At 40.5% G+C, this 18,123-nt stretch carries 20 protein-coding genes and 3 pseudogenes; 21 read left to right on the forward strand and 2 right to left on the reverse strand.

Annotation, left to right across the window (positions count from 1 at the left end):
• Nucleotides 1-225 precede the first annotated feature (225 nt).
• From ACXAEO_RS03540 to ACXAEO_RS03570, 7 genes and pseudogenes are all read left to right on the forward strand, one after another.
• Nucleotides 226-1,020: pseudogene (locus ACXAEO_RS03540) on the forward strand (ribonucleotide reductase N-terminal alpha domain-containing protein); the annotation flags it as partial.
• A 341-nt stretch (nt 1,021-1,361) separates the two neighbouring features.
• A pseudogene (locus ACXAEO_RS03545) lies at nt 1,362-2,513 on the forward strand (vitamin B12-dependent ribonucleotide reductase); the annotation flags it as partial.
• 235 nt (nt 2,514-2,748) lie between these two features.
• On the forward strand, nt 2,749-3,564 hold the full coding sequence (locus tag ACXAEO_RS03550) for an HNH endonuclease (protein ID WP_474878048.1): 816 nt from the start codon (nt 2,749-2,751) through the stop codon (nt 3,562-3,564).
• Nucleotides 3,565-3,657: 93 nt separating this feature from the next.
• Nucleotides 3,658-4,266: pseudogene (locus tag ACXAEO_RS03555) on the forward strand (hypothetical protein); the annotation flags it as partial.
• Nucleotides 4,267-4,423: 157 nt separating this feature from the next.
• A complete protein-coding gene (splB, locus tag ACXAEO_RS03560; RefSeq protein WP_474878050.1) occupies nt 4,424-5,449 on the forward strand; it encodes a spore photoproduct lyase in 1,026 nt (341 codons plus the stop codon).
• 123 nt (nt 5,450-5,572) lie between these two features.
• A complete protein-coding gene (mntR, locus tag ACXAEO_RS03565; RefSeq protein WP_474878052.1) occupies nt 5,573-6,010 on the forward strand; it encodes a transcriptional regulator MntR in 438 nt (145 codons plus the stop codon).
• Nucleotides 6,011-6,206: 196 nt separating this feature from the next.
• Nucleotides 6,207-7,091, forward strand: coding sequence for a patatin-like phospholipase family protein (locus ACXAEO_RS03570; RefSeq protein WP_474878054.1), 885 nt, complete (start codon nt 6,207-6,209; stop codon nt 7,089-7,091).
• A 125-nt stretch (nt 7,092-7,216) separates the two neighbouring features.
• Here the strand turns inward: ACXAEO_RS03570 and ACXAEO_RS03575 are convergent, their stop codons facing one another.
• Entirely contained in the window at nt 7,217-7,600 is a 384-nt protein-coding gene (locus ACXAEO_RS03575; RefSeq protein ID WP_474878056.1) for an SA1362 family protein, read from the reverse strand.
• Nucleotides 7,601-7,715: 115 nt separating this feature from the next.
• Nucleotides 7,716-8,660 (reverse strand): DUF1385 domain-containing protein, encoded by a 945-nt coding sequence (locus ACXAEO_RS03580; protein ID WP_474878058.1) that lies wholly within the window; start codon nt 8,658-8,660, stop codon nt 7,716-7,718.
• Between the two features lie 204 nt (nt 8,661-8,864).
• On the opposite strand from ACXAEO_RS03580, the gene ACXAEO_RS03585 reads away from it, so the two are divergent.
• The 14 genes from ACXAEO_RS03585 to accB all read left to right on the forward strand — a co-directional run bounded on the left by ACXAEO_RS03585 (nt 8,865) and on the right by accB (nt 18,109).
• Nucleotides 8,865-9,368, forward strand: coding sequence for a YqhR family membrane protein (locus ACXAEO_RS03585; RefSeq protein WP_474878060.1), 504 nt, complete (start codon nt 8,865-8,867; stop codon nt 9,366-9,368).
• Between the two features lie 129 nt (nt 9,369-9,497).
• Complete coding sequence (aroQ, locus tag ACXAEO_RS03590) at nt 9,498-9,941, forward strand: type II 3-dehydroquinate dehydratase (protein WP_474878062.1); 444 nt, start codon at nt 9,498-9,500, stop codon at nt 9,939-9,941.
• 1 nt (nt 9,942) lies between these two features.
• Nucleotides 9,943-11,004, forward strand: coding sequence for a M24 family metallopeptidase (locus ACXAEO_RS03595; RefSeq protein WP_474878064.1), 1,062 nt, complete (start codon nt 9,943-9,945; stop codon nt 11,002-11,004).
• Between the two features lie 20 nt (nt 11,005-11,024).
• Nucleotides 11,025-11,582: an elongation factor P gene (gene efp / locus ACXAEO_RS03600; RefSeq protein WP_474878067.1), complete on the forward strand. Its 558-nt coding sequence runs from the start codon at nt 11,025-11,027 to the stop codon at nt 11,580-11,582.
• Nucleotides 11,583-11,714: 132 nt separating this feature from the next.
• The gene (locus ACXAEO_RS03605; protein ID WP_474878070.1) at nt 11,715-11,996 is read left to right on the forward strand and encodes a DUF2619 domain-containing protein; all 282 of its coding nucleotides are present in this window, start codon (nt 11,715-11,717) and stop codon (nt 11,994-11,996) included.
• Nucleotides 11,997-12,079: 83 nt separating this feature from the next.
• Nucleotides 12,080-13,015 carry a stage III sporulation protein AA gene (spoIIIAA, locus tag ACXAEO_RS03610; protein ID WP_474878072.1) on the forward strand — a complete coding sequence of 312 codons (936 nt, stop codon included), beginning with the start codon at nt 12,080-12,082 and terminating at the stop codon, nt 13,013-13,015.
• A complete protein-coding gene (gene spoIIIAB / locus ACXAEO_RS03615; RefSeq protein ID WP_474878075.1) occupies nt 13,012-13,524 on the forward strand; it encodes a stage III sporulation protein SpoIIIAB in 513 nt (170 codons plus the stop codon). Before spoIIIAA ends, spoIIIAB begins: the two co-directional genes overlap by 4 nt.
• 19 nt (nt 13,525-13,543) lie before the next feature.
• Nucleotides 13,544-13,750 carry a stage III sporulation protein AC gene (gene spoIIIAC, locus ACXAEO_RS03620; RefSeq protein WP_028394841.1) on the forward strand — a complete coding sequence of 69 codons (207 nt, stop codon included), beginning with the start codon at nt 13,544-13,546 and terminating at the stop codon, nt 13,748-13,750.
• Between the two features lie 12 nt (nt 13,751-13,762).
• Complete coding sequence (gene spoIIIAD, locus ACXAEO_RS03625; protein WP_474883948.1) at nt 13,763-14,152, forward strand: stage III sporulation protein AD; 390 nt, start codon at nt 13,763-13,765, stop codon at nt 14,150-14,152.
• 30 nt (nt 14,153-14,182) lie between these two features.
• Nucleotides 14,183-15,358: a stage III sporulation protein AE gene (gene spoIIIAE, locus ACXAEO_RS03630; RefSeq protein ID WP_474878078.1), complete on the forward strand. Its 1,176-nt coding sequence runs from the start codon at nt 14,183-14,185 to the stop codon at nt 15,356-15,358.
• A 13-nt stretch (nt 15,359-15,371) separates the two neighbouring features.
• Entirely contained in the window at nt 15,372-15,998 is a 627-nt protein-coding gene (gene spoIIIAF, locus ACXAEO_RS03635) for a stage III sporulation protein AF (protein ID WP_474878081.1), read from the forward strand.
• Nucleotides 15,985-16,650: a stage III sporulation protein AG gene (gene spoIIIAG, locus ACXAEO_RS03640; RefSeq protein WP_474878084.1), complete on the forward strand. Its 666-nt coding sequence runs from the start codon at nt 15,985-15,987 to the stop codon at nt 16,648-16,650. The genes spoIIIAF and spoIIIAG overlap by 14 nt, the downstream gene beginning before the upstream one ends.
• A 2-nt stretch (nt 16,651-16,652) precedes the next feature.
• Nucleotides 16,653-17,279: a SpoIIIAH-like family protein gene (locus ACXAEO_RS03645; RefSeq protein ID WP_474878088.1), complete on the forward strand. Its 627-nt coding sequence runs from the start codon at nt 16,653-16,655 to the stop codon at nt 17,277-17,279.
• Between the two features lie 341 nt (nt 17,280-17,620).
• Nucleotides 17,621-18,109, forward strand: coding sequence for an acetyl-CoA carboxylase biotin carboxyl carrier protein (gene accB, locus ACXAEO_RS03650; protein WP_474878091.1), 489 nt, complete (start codon nt 17,621-17,623; stop codon nt 18,107-18,109).
• Nucleotides 18,110-18,123 lie beyond the last annotated feature (14 nt).

Here is an 18,123-nt window from a genome sequence, read left to right on the forward strand (position 1 = left end):
GCTCTAGGGATTGGAGTGTCAATCGTTTTTTTATGAAAAAAATAAAATATTTATCTTGACAGAAACAACATATAGTATAGGTATTTAGGTGGAGATACTATATGTTGAATTTGGAAACGAGCTATGGTACGTTATTGATATCGCATATTTAGACACTTTTTCCTTTTGTTGGAATAAGTGTCTAATATTATGAATTAAAATGTTCAATTTAGGGGAGTTGTAAGAATGACTGTTGCGTTAAAAGAAACACCAAAAATCAACGTAGAAAAACTGAATAAAGATATTCAGTTATTCCCGCAAGTCCATCCGATTACATCAGATATGAATAAAACCCATAAAGGTGTATCGCGACTTGTAATGTTGGATCGTTATTCTTTTAAGGATACGGAGAAATTGACATTATCTGAAGGGGATTTCGTTGTATTAACCGTAAAGGAAGATCCGAAATTTCCGGCAAGAGGTCTCGGTTTCATTCAAAATATTAACTGGGAAAACAAAACGGCAACTGTGCTGATTGAAGAAGAATTCCGCGGAGCGCTGTCAGGTGAACAGGAAATGTCAACGGGAATGATTACACGTTCATTAGACGTCATTGAAAAGCCGTTGGAAGTGTATTATGAGCAAATTGCCAAACGCAATGCAACAGGGCTTGCAGCTGTTGAAACAACAGAAGAAAAACGCCAGGAATGGTTTGAGAAATTTTATAACGAGCTTGTCGAATTAAATTTCGTACCGGCTGGACGAGTATTATACGGAGCAGGAGCAGACACAGATGTGACATATTTCAACTGTTACGTTATGCCGTTTGTTCAAGACTCACGTGAAGGCATCTCTGAACATCGAAAGCAAGTAATGGAAATTATGAGCCGTGGCGGCGGTGTTGGAACGAATGGCTCTACACTTCGTCCACGCAACACGTTAGCACGCGGAGTAAACGGTAAATCATCAGGTTCTGTGTCATGGCTTGATGATATTGCGAAATTAACACATCTTGTTGAGCAAGGTGGGTCCAGACGCGGTAAAGCATGGGCGAGTGCCGCGTCTTAAAAAAACCTCGTGAACTGCTGGAAACCCGTTAGAGCTATATTGACCACAACGTGATTGGAAACGATGAGCGTGACGGTAGAAAAACAATATAGATTCGGCAACCAGCATCCAAGCTCCTACGTTCATAATTGGATATGGAGAAGGTTCAACGACCATCGAAAGCACGCTCATAGTAGCGGAAGCGAGTAGAGTAGGAATTAAGCAATTCCGAAGTGCGGGGGCGTCATGCTAATGTGACGCAAGATATGGTCTGAACTCTAAGGAAACCTAGAGAGTTGATGTAGCGAGTCAACGGAACATAGCAGGCTCAGATGATCATGCAGGCGGATTGGCATCCGGACATCATTGAATTCATTATTTCTAAAATGCAAAACCCAAGAATTTTACGATTCTTACTTGAGAATACAAATGACGCGGGAATTAAAAAAGCAGCTCAAGATAAGTTGAAATTTACGCCGCTGACAGAGCAAGAAGAAGCGATGTACCAAGGAATCGTTAATTATAAGAACATTCCTGGTCAAGGTGGATTCAACGATAAAATTTTCAAAGAGGCGGAAGAAAAATTAAGAACAGGTGGCACATATAGCGTGCACAACCCCGAGTTTTTAACAGGTGCTAATATTTCCGTTTGCTTAACGAAGGAATTCATGGAAGCTGTTGAAAAGGATGCGGATTATGAGCTTCGTTTCCCAGCTGTTGAAACATACAATGAAGAAGAAATGAAGGTTTACAACGAAAAATGGCATGAAATTGGTGATGTGCGTGAATGGGAAAAGCTAGGCTATCGCGTTCGTACGTACCGCACAATTAAAGCGAAAGAGCTTTGGAACTTGATTAACATTTGTGCCACATATTCAGCAGAGCCTGGCATTTTCTTCATCGATAACGCAAACGAGATGACGAACGCAAAAGCGTACGGTCAGCAAGTCGTTGCGACAAATCCGTGTGGAGAACAACCACTTGCACCATTCTCCGTGTGTAACCTTGCAGCGGTAAACTTAGCGGAAATGGCGGATAAGGAAAACAAAACGGTTAACTTTGAGAAGTTAAAGCAAACGGTAGAAGTGGGCATACGCATGCAGGACAATGTTATTGATGCCACTCCTTACTTCTTGGAAGAAAATAAAAAACAAGCGTTAGGTGAGCGCCGTGTTGGTCTTGGTGTAATGGGCTTACATGACCTTCTTATTTACTGTGAAACAGAGTACGGTTCAGAAGAAGGCAACGAGCTTATTGACAAAGTGTTTGAAACAATTGCAACAACGGCTTACCGCGCTTCAGTGGAGCTTGCGAAGGAAAAAGGAAGCTTCCCATTCTTAGCAGGTGAAACAGAAGAAGAAACGGCTCGTTTACGTGAAGCATTTACGAATACAGGCTACATGAAGAAAATGCCTGAAGATGTTCGTGAGGATATTAAACAATACGGTATTCGCAACTCGCATTTATTAACTGTTGCTCCTACGGGTAAACGAATTGCCCCCTATACTTGTAAGAGTGTAGCGTAAACTTGGCTGTATGCGGGAAACTCCGAGAATCCTTTTGTACTCGTGTCTTGCCAACACATAGAAAAGAGTAAAAATCAAAAGGTGCGGACAATCCGCAGGGAAGTCGTGGCTGACCCCTCAACGACTACACGCTAAGCAACCAAATTTGATTAGTGCATCTCAGAAAACTTAATTTTAAGTTGAGAGAGGTGTGCAGATGGAAAAGATATGTAAAAACTGTGGTGAAAGAATGGTTGTAAAACCAAGTCAATATGAACGAAAGAAATTTTGTTCAAGGAAATGCAAAGGAGAGTATCACTCTAAAAACCCTGAGGCATTTCAGCACTTAAGGAAATCTCTATTGGTAAAATGTACGAATTGTGATGAAAGCTTAAATAGAAAGCCGTCTGCAGTCTTTAAGATCAATTTTTGTAATCGTAAGTGTAAGCAACAGCATCAACAAAGAGTTGCTTCTCAAATCAATCAACATTTAAAACAGCAGGTATTAAAAAAATGTTTAATTTGCGGCAAAGATTTTACAGTAATAAAATCTCGAGCCGACATAGCTAAGTTTTGTTCTCGCAAATGTTTAGGTAAAGAAAATGGAAGAAGAGGAGAACAGGCTTATAAAAAACGTATTTTAATATCTTGTACGAATTGTGGATTGGAATTTGAGAAGAAGCCGTCGGTTATAAAAAAATGGAACTTTTGTAATCAAGAGTGTATGGCAGTGTATTATAGTGAATCCCTAGCTTTTTCAGGTGAAAACAGTCCTACCTGGCAAGGTGGAGACATCGATTATTACGGTCCAAATTGGTGGGAACAAAGACGAAAAGCTAGGGAAAGGGATAATTATACGTGTCAAGACTGTGGGGTTACAGAGGAACACTATGGTCAAGAGCTTTCAGTTCATCATATTGTGCCTTTTAGAGAATTTTATGGAGATTGGAAAGAAGCAAATAAGCTATCTAATTTGATAAGTTTATGTGAATATCCTTGCCACAGAAAACGACATAGCAAAAAGTATAATTAATTTGGTTGAAGATATAGTCTGACCTACATGGCGACATGTAGAGTGGGTACTGATAATCCCACCCTCTGTTTAAGATAGAGAGTAACAAACGTGAGTACAGGAACAATGGTTGGTGTATCAACAGGACTTGAGCCTTACTTCTCGTTCTCTTATTTCCGAAGCGGACGTTTAGGAAAGTTCATTGAAGTGAAAGCGGATATCGTTCAAGAATATTTAGATCAGCATCCAGAAGCAGATCCGACGAACTTGCCGAATTGGTTTGTTTCGGCGATGGAGCTAGCGCCTGAAGCGCATGCCGATGTACAATGTGTCATCCAGCGCTGGATTGACAGCTCGATTAGTAAAACGGTTAATGCACCAAGAGGCTATACAGTTGAGCAAGTGGAAAAAGTGTATGAGCGTCTTTATAAAGGCGGTGCAAAAGGCGGAACGGTGTATGTGGATGGAAGCCGCGATTCACAAGTATTAACGTTAAAAGCGGAAGAAAACACATTTGATGATGCTGCAGAAGCAACAGAAACAAAACAAGAAAAACCGCATGTCGTATTAGTTGAGACGATTAATGAGGTGCGTTCAACTGATGTAACCATCGGTTCGGAAGTAGGAAACACGTGCCCTGTTTGCCGTCAAGGAACGGTAGAGGAAATTGGCGGATGCAATACGTGTACAAACTGCGGTGCGCAGTTGAAGTGTGGTTTATAATAAATGATGAAAAAGCTGTCGGGATGTTGTTTCCGACAGCTTTTCGTATTCTTGGGGTGAATTTATATATACAAAATTTGCAGGGAATGTGCCGTGTAACCTTTCGCTCATACTACATAAGAGAATGGATTTTGACTGAAAAGAGGTGAGCGAACGGATGAAACCTTTTGTCCCGCAGCTTGTATATATTGAACCACGTGCCCTTGAATATCCGCTTGGGCGTGAGCTGAAAGAGAAATTTGAAAAGATGAACATTGAAATACGAGAAACCACATCACATAACCAAGTAAGGGGTCTGCCTGGTGAAACGGATCTTCAAAAATATCGTGTCGCTAAATCGACCTTAGTAGTAGGTGTCCGAAAGACGCTGAAATTTGATACGTCCAAACCGTCTGCTGAATATGCGATTCCGCTTGCAACCGGTTGTATGGGGCACTGTCATTATTGTTATTTGCAAACGACACTCGGCAGCAAACCGTACATTCGCACATACGTAAATTTAGAAGAAATTTTTGATCAAGCACAAACATATATGAATGAGAGGGCACCGGACATTACACGTTTTGAGGCGGCTTGTACATCGGACATTGTCGGTCTTGACCATTTGACTCATTCGTTAAAAAAAGCAATCGAATTCATCGGGCAAACTGAACACGGCCGCCTTCGTTTTGTGACAAAATATCATTTCGTCGATCATTTACTCGATGCCAACCATAACGGGAAAACCCGCTTTCGTTTTAGTGTCAATTCACGATATGTTATTAAAAATTTTGAGCCGGGAACGTCATCATTTGACGAACGGCTAGAAGCAGCAAAAAAAGTAGCTAATGCCGGCTATCCGTTAGGGTTTATCGTGGCGCCGATTTACATGCATGACGACTGGCAGGAAGGCTATTTCGAATTGTTTGAGCGGTTATCCAACTCATTGCAAGGCGTTAATTTGCAGGATTTGACGTTTGAGCTTATTCAACACCGCTTTACAAAGCCGGCTAAAAAGGTGATTGAAAAACATTATCCGAAAACGAAGCTGGAAATGGATGAAGAGAAGCGTAAATATAAGTGGGGGCGATATGGAATTGGAAAATATGTTTATCCAACAGAGGATGCTCAAGACCTTGAGACAACGATGAGGCAATACATTCATCAGTTCTTTCCTGAAGCTGAAATTCAATATTTCACGTAGAAAATCGCACCAAACTTGTTATTTTTAAGGTTCTATAGTAAAATTTTGTTGATTGTCTTTTGAACAAAGCGTTTATGATTTTTACTATAAGCGTAAATATAGAGAATTATTGGAGGAGATGTTATGCCTACGCCAAGTATGGAAGATTATATTGAACAAATTTATATGCTTATTGAAGATAAAGGGTATGCACGTGTATCCGATATCGCAGAAGCGTTGGCGGTTCATCCCTCCTCAGTAACAAAAATGGTGCAAAAGCTTGATAAGGATGAGTATTTAATTTATGAAAAATATCGCGGCTTAGTCTTAACATCAAAAGGAAAAAAGATTGGCAAGCGTTTAGTGTATCGTCATGAATTATTAGAGCAGTTTTTACGTATCATTGGTGTGGATGAGAGCAATATTTACGAAGACGTTGAGGGGATTGAGCATCACTTAAGCTGGAATTCCATCGATCGTATTGGGGATTTAGTGCAATTTTTTGAAGAAGATTCAAATCGAACAGAAGATTTACGGGCGATTCAAAAGCGAAATGAAGAAGAGCAAACATCTTCTTCGTAAAAAAAGAATGCGTCGGGCAAAGACAGTGAAGTTTTTCCAGGAGTGCTGAAAGAGAAGAGATTTCTTTTTCAGCACTCCTTTTTATTTTCTTCCGAAATGAGGTCTAGGTAGATGGAGGGGTAACTATTTTGTTGCATATTCCTCAGGTAAACGGATTACTAATGTAAAAGAAACGGTTGCCGGAGGAGGAGCACATGTGTATATTGACGGTGTGTTTTCTGGTGGAGGAATTAAAGGATTTGCCTTAATTGGAGCGCTGCAAGCGATTGAAGAAAAAGGATTGTTGTTTCGTCGTTTAGCAGGAACGAGTGCGGGAGCGATTCTGTCTGCGTTTATTGTCGCTGGATATACGAGTCGAGATATTTTTAAGATGATGAACGAATTAGAATTAGCTCATTTACTAGATGAAAGGCGTACCATCCTTCCTGCTGCTTTAACGAAATGGCTATGTTTGTATTGGCGTTTAGGGTTGTATAAAGGGGAAAAACTTGAAAAATGGGTGGAGGAGAAGCTGAGGGAACGAGGCATTTCGACATTTGGAGATTTGCCTCCCCATTCGTTGCGAATTGTTGCATCTGATTTGACGAATGGGAAAATTCTTGTGTTACCAGATGACCTTCATCGTTACGGAATGGTGCCAGAACAGTTTTCTGTAGCGAAAGCGGTGCGTATGAGTTGCAGTCTTCCTTATTTCTTTGAGCCAGTTAAATTACGGGCGAGAGGGGAAACGGTCGTAGTCGTAGATGGAGGGGTGCTAAGCAATTTCCCTATTTGGTTGTTTGATCATGAAACGAGACCAAAGGTGCGCCCAGTACTTGGTGTGAAGCTAAGTCCAAAAGAAGAAGAGCAAGAAAAAAAGTCCATTAAAAATGCTGTTGATTTATTTGGTGCTTTATTTGAAACAATGAAAGACGCTCATGATACTAGGCATATTTCAAGACGGCATGAAAAAAACATCATGTTTTTACCTGTGAAACAAGTGTTGTTAACAGAATTTCAACTATCAGATGAAGCGAAGCGTGAACTGATTCAGTTTGGCAAAGAGCAATCGGAAACGTTTTTGAAAAAATGGTGTTATTAAGTAGCTCATTCTACAAGAAAAAAGACCCATCATGAAATCCAATGATAGTAAGGATTTCATGATGGGTCTTTTCCAAAAAAATATGTGTGAACCTATTTAGAGATTATAAGGCAGACACTTTCTTTTTAAAAGAAAGCCCGATTTTTCTTTTTGCCTTTTTTCCCTTCAATAACGGTTAATTGAGTTTCTTTTCGTTTTTTCATCGTTTGAAGCTTATTAGGGCGTTTGCTTTTTTTCAGGCTTCGAACTTCGGGTTGTTTTTGGGTCCGTTCCCTTAATCGTGCTTTCGATTGTTTCACTGCACGAAGATATTCTTTGCTTTGTTGACCTCTTTGGCCTGGGCGAAGAACATAAGTGAACAATACATAAAGTATGACAAGGAACAGAGCCGTAAAGCCAAGCGTTCGGAAAAGGCTCCCTGGTCTGTTGATGAGTTCAGAAAGAAAGCCAACTACTCCTAATAAAATGATACCGTATAGTAAAGGTTTGATTAAGGGACGTCTCATCATGTTCACCTCCTGATATGTTCAGACAAACAGCAGTACATCGTTTGGTCATATGCCCGCTTCATATCGGAATGAAAGTAACTGGCAATGGAGGGAAACGGCTGAACAAATCGATGTGTTAAACGACTTTGTTTTCATCGGCAGTAGGCTGATAATTCTTTTCTGCCTGTAATAGTTCATTAAATGAAGCGATGGCGACCTCTACTTGATCATTTGTTGGCTCCTTCGTTGTGAGTAACTGAAGCCAAAGGCCGGGATACCCTAAATACCGAAGCAATGGAACGTCGCGCAATTTATTTGTGAGTTGAAGCACTTCAAAGGAAATCCCTAGTACGACGGGAATTAAGGCGAGGCGGTTAGCTACTCGAACCCATAAAGGCTCTGTCGGCACCAATAAATAAACAAACATTCCCACAACTACTGTAAATAAAATGAAGCTGCTTCCGCATCGGTAATGAAGCCTTGATTGGGCTTGAACGTTTTCGACCGTCAATTCTTTGTTTGCTTCGTAGGCATTAATCACTTTATGTTCGGCACCGTGATATTGAAACACCCTTTTAATGAGTGGCGTTTGAGAAATCGCAAAAATATAACCAAGCAGCAGGAAAAGCTTGAACAACCCTTCGACAAGAATTTGAGACAGATCTGACGAAAAAACAGGCTTTGTTAACGCTGCTAAAAAAACAGGAAGAAGGGTAAATAACACTTTGCCAAATAAAAATGAGATGACTCCGATTGTAGCAATTCCGAGAATGAGGGTTAGCTTCGATTCCTTTTTTTCTTGCAATCGATAGTCTTCATTTGGATCCAAATCAAATCTTTCAGAGGAAAAATTTAAGTGTCTGGACCCGTTTGCACTCGCTTCAATAATTGCTGCAATCCCTCTTAAAAAGGGGAACTTTTTTAAAGCAGTTAATAATTTATTGGATTTGCGAGGAGAATGGAAAAAATCGATGGACTGATCCTTCCTTCGGATGGCTGTAACGCATGTGTGCTTGCCTCCAAACATCACACCTTCCATCACAGCTTGACCACCGTATACCGGCTTTGACATTTTAGACATGTGTGACACCAACCTAACTGAGCAAATTAAACTTATTATTGTATATTCTACAGCAAATCGAAATAAACCTCTAGGTCGATGCATGATATATATTGTAGCCAAAAAAATCCCATATAAATCCATCGTGTATAAAAAAAATACGATGATGGAAAGAACAAATAGAAATGGACGTTCTAGCTTATACTATGGCAGAGGTGAGTCATTATGGGAGAATCAAAGAAAAGTGGACAAAATCAGTCTGCATCATTTCTTGCTAAAGTTGCCATCATTGGACTGACAGGAGGATTGCTGTGGAGTTTTGTTGCTTATATGGCATCCATTATTAATTTGACTGAAATTAGTCCGAATCTCATTTTACAGCCATGGGCGCTTGGTGCGTGGAAAGATAAGCCGCTTGGAAATTTTATTAGCATTTTGTTAATTGGCGTCATATCCATTGTGGTTGCTCTAGTTTACTTCGTAGCGTTAAAAAAATTTAAAAGCATGATTGCTGGTATCATTTATGGATTAGCATTATGGGCGGTCGTCTTTTATTTGTTGAATCCGATTTTTCCCAATTTGAAGACCGTCAAAGAACTAGAAATGAATACGGTTATTACTACTTTATGCTTATACATTCTGTATGGTGTCTTCGTTGGCTATTCTATTTCGTTTGAAGCGGCAGAATTGGAGACAGCATCTAAGACAGACGGAGCAGATAGTAATTAAAGAGGACATGTGAATAAATGATAAATGAAAGGGGCCATTCTTTGAGTTGGCTCTTTTTTTTGTTAATATGTAAAGTATATATGTCAACATCAACATACACATTCATTGAAATGGATAGAGGGGAAACGTATGAAAAAAATCTTACTTATTAACGGCCCTAACTTAAATCGGTTAGGTATTCGTGAACCTGGTATATACGGTAAAGGCACTTTAGCGAGCCTTGAACAGCGGATGCAGCAACTTGGAACCGAGCACGGAGTCACAGTAGATTGTGTTCAATCCAACCATGAAGGGGCCATCATTGATCGGATTCATGACGCTGATCAACATTACGAAGGAATCATTTTAAATCCTGGCGCATTTACCCACTACAGTTATGCCATTCGGGATGCCATTGCTAGTATTTCCATTCCGGTTATTGAAGTACATATATCAAATGTCCATGCGCGAGAGGAGTTTCGTCATCATTCTGTAACAGCTCCGGTAACGAAAGGTCAAATTGTCGGTTTAGGACTGTATGGCTATGAACTTGGCTTTTTCGCGTTGTTAAATGAAGGAAAAGGAGAGAAGTAACATGGAGAAATTGTTAAAACTAAGAGAAGCGTTTGGAGAAAAAGGCATTGATGGGATGCTCATTACAAGCAACTACAATAGACGTTATATGACGAACTTCACAGGGACCGCAGGAGTGGCGCTTATTTCGGCTGATCAAGCGGTGTTTATTACAGATTTTCGTTATACAGAACAAGCGAATGAACAAATCGAACACTTTGAAATCGTGGAGCATAAAGGGCTGATTATGCAAGAAATTGCAAAGCAAGTAGAGCGCCTCGGTATTCAACAGCTCGGTTTTGAACAACAGCACGTCACATTTGCGGAATTTGCCCTGTATAAAAAGAGTATAAATGCACAACTTGTTCCTGTTTCCGATATCGTTGAAAAGTTACGCTTGATAAAGACGGATGCAGAGATTAAGATATTAAAGGAAGCGGCGAAAATTGCAGATGCAGCATTTCAACACATTTTGACTTTTATCCGTCCTGGTGTGACAGAGCTGGATGTGTCAAACGAGCTTGAGTTTTTTATGCGTAAGCAAGGGGCCGCGTCTTCGTCATTTGACATTATCGTAGCTTCCGGTTACCGTTCTGCTTTGCCGCATGGGGTGGCTTCGCAGAAAGTCATTGAAAAAGGTGAATTGGTCACACTTGATTTTGGTGCATACTATAAAGGATACTGTTCCGATATTACACGTACAGTAGCAGTCGGAGAAGTGAGCGAGCAATTAAAGACCATGTATGATGTCGTATTGCAGGCGCAGCTTCAAGGCATGAATGGTATTAAAGCAGGGATGACGGGAAAAGAAGCTGACGCGCTTACGCGTGATTACATTGCAGAAAAGGGATATGGACAGTATTTCGGTCATTCTACAGGTCATGGACTTGGTATGGAAGTACATGAGAGTCCTGGGTTATCGATGAAGTCTGACACCATTTTACAGCCAGGCATGGTCGTAACGGTAGAGCCGGGCATCTACATAGCAAACGTGGGCGGTGTCAGAATTGAAGATGATACAGTCATTACGTTGGAAGGCAATGAATCGTTGACTCACTCAACAAAAGAGTTGATTATTTTATAAAGTGTAGGAGGATTTATTGAATGATTTCAGTAAACGATTTTCGTACAGGTTTAACAATTGAAGTAGACGGAGGCATTTGGCGCGTGCTTGATTTCCAACACGTAAAACCAGGTAAAGGTGCGGCGTTCGTACGTTCTAAATTACGTAACTTGCGCACAGGTGCTATCCAAGAGAAAACATTCCGCGGTGGAGAAAAAGTAGCGAAAGCTCAAATCGACAACCGTAAAATGCAATACTTATATGCAAATGGCGATCAGCACGTATTCATGGATACGGAAAGCTATGAACAAATTGAGCTTCCAGCAACAACAATTGAATATGAGTTGAAATTTTTAAAAGAAAACATGGAAGTAGCGATTATGATGTATCAAAGTGAAACAATCGGAATTGAGCTTCCAAATACGGTTGAATTAAAGGTTGTTGAAACAGAGCCTGGTATTAAAGGTGATACGGCTTCTGGTGGTTCAAAACCAGCTATCGTAGAAACGGGATTAAGTGTTCAAGTACCATTCTTCGTTAACGAAGGCGATGTACTAATTGTTAATACAACAGACGGTTCTTACGTATCACGTGCATAATTTAATATAACGATTTCCAAAAGCCTCGGACGAGTTCATCGCCCGAGGCTTTTTTTCATAAATTGAAAGAAGCGGCATAGGCTTGTACTAGGATATGTTCACTAATTGATCCCTTATGGGCAGGAGGAACTCATGAGACGCTTCTTACATTACGTAGATTCAACGGTTTTGACGATGGCTATTTTACGTTTTGTGTCTTCTTTTATTGAATTGATAGCGGCTATTTTTATTTTATTAAACAACGATGTGAAGAAAGCGTTGCTAATTAATGGAGCGCTGGCTGTCATTGGGCCCCTTGTTATGATGGCCTCATTTTCTATTGGGCTTGTATCCATTGCCGGGCAATTATCAATGGGAAAATTCATTCTTATTATTACAGGAGTGCTGCTCATTCTAATTGGTGTTTTAAAGTGATGAAAGTCTGTGACCGCTCTTAGTCATAAAGCGGCCAAGCTTGCATACATTGAGAATAATGATAAAGGACGGGGGGAGTAGCAATGAATGAAATTTTAAATATGCTTCCGAAACACCTCGCCGATCTGTCTTTCCCGTTCTTAAAGGATGAAGGGAAGGGATTGGAGGAGATACGAATTCGTGTCGGACGTCCTCTGGAATTGATTATGAAAGGGAAATCGCAGTTTTACCCGTATTTGCCGTCTATTGAAGATGCTCGATTTATGCTGAATAAGCTCAGTCAGTTTTCAATTTATATGATGGAAGAAGAATTGAAAAAGGGTTATGTCACCATTGAGGGGGGACACAGAGTGGGGCTGGCTGGAAAAGTGGTGACAGATAACGGAACGGTCAAGTTTATTCGTGATGTCACCTCCTTTAACATTCGAATCGCGAGAGAGAAGACAGGGATTGCTGTTCCGCTTGTTTCCTGCCTCTACAATGGAAAATGGTTGAACACCATCATTTTAGGTCCGCCGCAAACGGGGAAAACAACGATGATTCGGGATATTGCCCGCTTAATGAGTACAGGAGTGGAACATAAAAAAATTATGCCTGTCAAAGTAGGGGTTGTCGATGAGCGCTCGGAGATAGCTGGATGCGTGAACGGTGTGCCACAGCATACCTTTGGTCCGCGACTGGACGTACTCGACGCGTGTCCGAAGGCGGAAGGGATGATGATGATGATTCGTTCAATGAGTCCTGATGTATTAATTGTCGATGAAATTGGCCGGCAGGAAGACTGCGACGCAGTTTTAGAAGCGATTCATGCAGGTGTCGGACTTGTGATGACGGTTCACGGCTACACAGTTGCAGATTTGCGTAAGAGACCGTCGTTAAAGGCACTGCTTGATACAGGGAGCTTTGAGCGTATCGTCGTTCTTTCAAATGAAAAAGGACCTGGAACCATCCAACACATTTATAATGGTGAGCTAGTATCTATTGCGAGAGAGAAGCAGTTGGAGGTGGACATGAGATGAAGCTGTTTGGCGCGATTTTTATTTTACTGGCCACAACATGGGTGGGCTTTGAAATGGCGAAACAGCTGAGCGAACGTACAAGACAGCTTAGACAATTAAAAACGGCTTTACAGTCACTTGAGGCCGAAATTATGTTTAGTCATCGCCCATTAGGTGACATTGCGTTACTGTTGTCAGCCCAGCTTCCTAAACCACTCTCTCTTTTATTTGAACAATTCGCGGCCCGATTGAACAGTGAGGAAGCAGGGGTCAAACGAGCGTGGGAAAGTAGTCTTGATGATATTTGGGAACAAACGGCTTTAAGGAGAGGAGAAAAAGAAGTATTAAAGCAGTTTGGGGAAACGCTCGGACAGCACGATCGCTATTCCCAGCAAAAGCACATTTTACTGGCTCTCTCCCATTTGGATAGAGAAGAAAAAGAGGCAGTGGAAAGACAAGTACAATATGAAAAAATGGTTAAAAGTCTTGGCTTCTTATCAGGGCTATTACTCGTCATTTTACTGATGTAGCTTATAGGGGGAAAAATGGATGGGTGTAGATATGAATACAATCTTTCAAATTGCAGGCATCGGTATTGTTGTTGCGTTTCTTGTAACGGTGCTGGAGCAAATGGGGAAAAAAGACTATGCAAATTGGGTAACGTTAATCGGGTTCATCTATATTTTATTTATGGTGGCGTCCATTGTGGAAGACTTGTTTAAAAAGATCAAAGCCGTTTTTTTATTTCAAGGATAGGGGGAATGCGCCATTGAAATCATCCAAATTGTCGGACTTGGTCTTGCGGCTACCTTTTTGGCGTTAATCCTAAAAGAACACAAATCGTCTTATGCTTTTTTACTTGTTGTGTTTGTCGGTTGCGCCATCTTTTTATTTTTAGTCGATCAAATTGCAGAAATCATTCGAATGGTTGAAAAGTTGTCCATCAATGCCCAAGTTAATATGGTATATGTCGAAACAATTTTAAAAATTATTGGAATTGCTTATATCGCAGAATTTGGTGCCCAAATTACGAAAGACGCAGGGCAGGGCGCGATTGCTTCTAAAATTGAACTTGGCGGAAAAATTTTAATTTTATCAATGGCCGTCCCCATTTTGACGGTCATCATTGAAACGATTCTTTCGATGCTGCCGAATTAATAGAAGGGCTGTGGCGGGGTGAATAAATATATGTGGCGGTTTCAGAAGCAGCACTATTTAATGCTTTTTTTGCTTTTCTTTTTTTTTACTCCCGAAACGGTACAAGCATCTTCTGTACAACAAGGCATGGTGAATGAGCAAATTGATCAACTCGGAATAGAAGAAATTAAGTCGTTTTGGGATGATATTTTAAAGAATTACGGAGGGTTCTTGCCAGAAAGTCAAAAAGGTAGTTTGTATGAATTTTTAAAAGGTGAAAAGGATTTTTCCATTAAAGAGTGGTTTGCGGGATTTTTAAAGTTCTTTTTGCACGAAATTATTGTGAATGGAAAGCTTCTCGGTACATTGCTGATGCTGACCGTGTTCAGTGTCTTTTTGCAAAATCTTCAAAGCGCTTTTGAGCAAAAGTCGGTCAGTAAAGTAGCGTATGCCCTAGTTTATATGGTCCTCATTATTATTGCATTGAATAGTTTTCACGTCGCGATTTCTTATACAACCGAAGCCATTCAAACAATGATTCAGTTTATTATGGCACTTATTCCGCTTCTCCTCGCGTTAATGGCTTCATCAGGAGGCATCTTATCGGCCGCCTTTTTTCATCCGATTATTATCTTTCTTATGAACACAAGCGGATTGCTTATCCAGTATGTGGTTATGCCGCTTTTATTTTTATCCGCATTGTTAAGCATTGTCAGTACGCTCTCTGATCAATATAAAGTGACACAACTGGCTCAATTGCTGCGAAATGTCAGCATCGGTCTTCTTGGGACGGTATTAACGATTTTTCTTGGGGTCATTTCTGTTCAAGGGGCGACATCCGCCGTAGCCGACGGGATTACGATTCGGACAGCTAAATTTATTACGGGAAACTTTATCCCGGTCGTCGGACGGATGTTTACCGATGCGACTGATACGGTCATGGGTGCTTCGTTGCTGTTGAAGAACACAATCGGTATGGCGGGAGTAGTCGTTCTGTTGGCCATTGTAGCATTTCCGGCGTTAAAGGTACTGTCTCTAGCGATTATTTATAAGCTGGCAGCGTCGTTGTTACAGCCTATAGGGGGAGGACCTGTTATTAGCTGCTTGAGCATCATCAGTAAAAACATCGTTTATATTTTTGCCGCACTGGCTGTCGTGTCCTTAATGTTTTTCTTATGTTTAACCGTCATTATTACAGCAAGCAACTTGACGATGATGATGCGGTAAAGGAGGGGAAAAATTGGCGGCGCTCACACAATGGATTGCGAATATTATTTTATTTATTTTGCTTGCGACGATTATTGATATGCTCCTCCCGAATACAAATTTGCAAAAATATGCCAAGATGGTGATCGGTTTGTTGCTGATGCTCATCATTATTACCCCAGTTTTTCAAGTGCTTCATATTAATGTTGATCGTTTAGTTGCATCTATGAATCTTTCTTCTATACCGAAAGAGGCACAGATAGAAAATTTAATGGAAACGAAGAAAAAAGAAATACAAGCCTCACAACATGCATATATTTTAGAACAAATGGCTGTCCACATGGAGACAGAGGTAAAAGAGGAGTTGATGGAACAGTATGGTGTAGCAATTCAAGATATTAAGATTGAGCTGAAATCTTCCAATGAACCAGCTGCGTATGAGGACATTGCATCCATTTATGTAGCGCTCGAACCAAAAGAGGAAGAGGCTGTGTCTGCTATAAAAATTGTTTCCATTGATACCTCCAAGCCGATTCAAACTGAACGTCGAAATGAAGATGAGCAAAAAATCAAGTCGTTTCTCGCTGATAAATGGGGCATTCATGAAAGTAAAGTTGCTGTGACGTTGGAGGAGGGATTGAAAAGCGATGAGCAAGGATGAAGGGGTATTCTCATCATTACGACGTATATTTTCACCATCTAAGCCATCATCATCTGAGAGGAAAAATTCAAAGTTTTTGTACGTACTAGTCCTGCTTGGGGCGGGGATTGCTTTTATGCTTGTCAACAATACCGAAACACCTGTCAATTCGCTTGCAGAAAATGTATCTTCCAATGTGCAGGAAGAACAGAATGAAGAAGTTCCTGTATTTGGACAAAAAGAATCTTCTCACTCTCAAACGATGGCGAGCTATGAAGAGCGTTATGAAAGTGAATTGAAGCAAGCGCTTGAAAACATGGCTGGTGTGAGTGAAGTCGAAGTCATCGTCAACTTAGATGCGACGGAGTCAAAGGTATATGAGAAAGATACAGTGACTCAAAGTCAATCTACTCATGAAACGGATCGTGAAGGCGGGACGAGAAAGGTAGAAGATGCATCATCGGATGCGAAGCTTGTTATTGTTCGAAGCGGGGATCAGGAAAAGCCGGTAGTGATTAAAACAGAAAAGCCGAAGATTCGAGGTGTGCTCATTGTTGCGAAAGGAGCCGAAAACATTCAAGTGAAAAAGTGGATTATTGAAGCAGTGACAAAATCGCTTGATGTTCCAAGCCATCGAGTAGCTGTATTACCGAAAAAATCTAAGGGGGAATAAAAATGTTATTAAAAAAACAAACCGTTTGGCTGTTAACAATGTTTAGTTTAGTCGTTGTTTTATCCGTTTACTATATTACGTCACCTGAAGCTCCACAAGAAAACATGGCATTAGTGGAAAATGAAGAAAATAAAGAGCAGGAAGAGGCTGTAGAAAATCAGGCTGCTGAACAGACAGAAGAGCAGGCAGAGGATCAAACAGGCACTGAAGAAAAAGGAAAAGAAGAGGCTGCTGCTCCAACCGATTCAGACATGGCGGTCATTTCTAGTATTCAAAGTGACGAGTTGTTTACTGCTTTGCGTTTAGAAATTGAAGACGCAAGAAATAAACTTCGTGAAGACCTTCAAGAAATTGTGGCATCAGTAGATGTAACAGCCCAAGAAAAAAGTGAAGCTGTCGATAAAATGCAGGAACTTGCCGATGTAACGACGAAAGAAGCAGTTATTGAAACGTTAATTAAATCAAAAGGTTATGAAGATGCGCTCGTTCGTGCAGATGGAGAAGAAGTTCGCATTACGGTGAAATCGAACAAGGAGCATTCCCGTACACAAGCGAATGAAATCATCCAGCTTGTGAAAGGAGAACTTGGTTCTAAATATGTAGCGGTTGAGTTTGAACCGGCTCAATAATAAGACAATCCATTCAGAAGGTATAAACTGATTGATTTTTAGCTATCCTTTTAACGACACCCGCTGTGAAAATCTAATTAATGATTTTCGCAGCGGTTTTTTGACTCTTGTTCATTCCTTGTTTTAGATGTAGAAAATGGAGCCATTTTTATTGAACAAAATCAGCACTAAACTTTATGACCTGTTTATGATAGAATACATATGTTATGAGAATATAAATTCTCATTCTATTACCTAGTCATAATTCTTTGTTATGTGCTGACAATTATATTGGATTGGCAAGAAAATATATCGTATCATGAATGTAAGAATTATCAATTTTTAGACAGGGAGTGTCCAATATGAAAATCCAAGAAATTCGCGAACTTATTAAATTAATTGATCAATCATCGATTGAAGAATTTGTGTATGAGCAAGATGGAGCAAAGGTAAAAATGAAGAAAAAAGGAGCGATTGCACCTAGTCCGGTGACGACGGTTGTCGCTGCCGAACAAGTGGTGCCGCAAACTGCACCGCAAACAGCGGTAGCTGCTGCTCCAGCAGAGCCAAAAGCGACTCAACCTGAAGTCAAAGCTGAAGCGAACGAGTCGTTACATAAAATTACTTCTCCAATGGTCGGAACGTTTTATGCTTCTCCTTCACCAGATGCCGCTGTTTACGTGAAAGCCGGCGATAAAGTGAAAAAAGATTCTGTTGTCTGCATCGTTGAAGCGATGAAATTATTCAATGAGATTGAAGCAGAAGTGAATGGAGAAATTGTAGAAGTGCTTGTCCAAAACGGTCAGCTTGTTGAATATGGACAACCTTTATTTTTAGTAAAAGCTGAATAAGGAGCGTTCGTGTG

It is taken from the genome of Bacillus sp. ABA4_010 (genome assembly GCF_056159105.1).

Excerpts from the sequence above, each read along its gene's own strand:
- ACXAEO_RS03550 (WP_474878048.1), top strand. The coding sequence starts at position 2,749 with ATGGAAAAGATATGTAAAAACTGTGGTGAAAGAATGGTTGTAAAACCA.
- spoIIIAC (WP_028394841.1), top strand. The coding sequence starts at position 13,544 with ATGGGTGTAGATATGAATACAATCTTTCAAATTGCAGGCATCGGTATT.
- aroQ (WP_474878062.1), top strand. The coding sequence starts at position 9,498 with ATGAAAAAAATCTTACTTATTAACGGCCCTAACTTAAATCGGTTAGGT.
- ACXAEO_RS03580 (WP_474878058.1), bottom strand. The coding sequence starts at position 8,660 with ATGTCTAAAATGTCAAAGCCGGTATACGGTGGTCAAGCTGTGATGGAA.
- ACXAEO_RS03605 (WP_474878070.1), top strand. The coding sequence starts at position 11,715 with ATGAGACGCTTCTTACATTACGTAGATTCAACGGTTTTGACGATGGCT.
- spoIIIAE (WP_474878078.1), top strand. The coding sequence starts at position 14,183 with ATGTGGCGGTTTCAGAAGCAGCACTATTTAATGCTTTTTTTGCTTTTC.
- ACXAEO_RS03585 (WP_474878060.1), top strand. The coding sequence starts at position 8,865 with ATGGGAGAATCAAAGAAAAGTGGACAAAATCAGTCTGCATCATTTCTT.
- spoIIIAA (WP_474878072.1), top strand. The coding sequence starts at position 12,080 with ATGAATGAAATTTTAAATATGCTTCCGAAACACCTCGCCGATCTGTCT.
- spoIIIAG (WP_474878084.1), top strand. The coding sequence starts at position 15,985 with ATGAGCAAGGATGAAGGGGTATTCTCATCATTACGACGTATATTTTCA.
- spoIIIAB (WP_474878075.1), top strand. The coding sequence starts at position 13,012 with ATGAAGCTGTTTGGCGCGATTTTTATTTTACTGGCCACAACATGGGTG.
- accB (WP_474878091.1), top strand. The coding sequence starts at position 17,621 with ATGAAAATCCAAGAAATTCGCGAACTTATTAAATTAATTGATCAATCA.
- efp (WP_474878067.1), top strand. The coding sequence starts at position 11,025 with ATGATTTCAGTAAACGATTTTCGTACAGGTTTAACAATTGAAGTAGAC.
- ACXAEO_RS03645 (WP_474878088.1), top strand. The coding sequence starts at position 16,653 with ATGTTATTAAAAAAACAAACCGTTTGGCTGTTAACAATGTTTAGTTTA.
- mntR (WP_474878052.1), top strand. The coding sequence starts at position 5,573 with ATGCCTACGCCAAGTATGGAAGATTATATTGAACAAATTTATATGCTT.
- ACXAEO_RS03595 (WP_474878064.1), top strand. The coding sequence starts at position 9,943 with ATGGAGAAATTGTTAAAACTAAGAGAAGCGTTTGGAGAAAAAGGCATT.
- splB (WP_474878050.1), top strand. The coding sequence starts at position 4,424 with ATGAAACCTTTTGTCCCGCAGCTTGTATATATTGAACCACGTGCCCTT.
- ACXAEO_RS03575 (WP_474878056.1), bottom strand. The coding sequence starts at position 7,600 with ATGATGAGACGTCCCTTAATCAAACCTTTACTATACGGTATCATTTTA.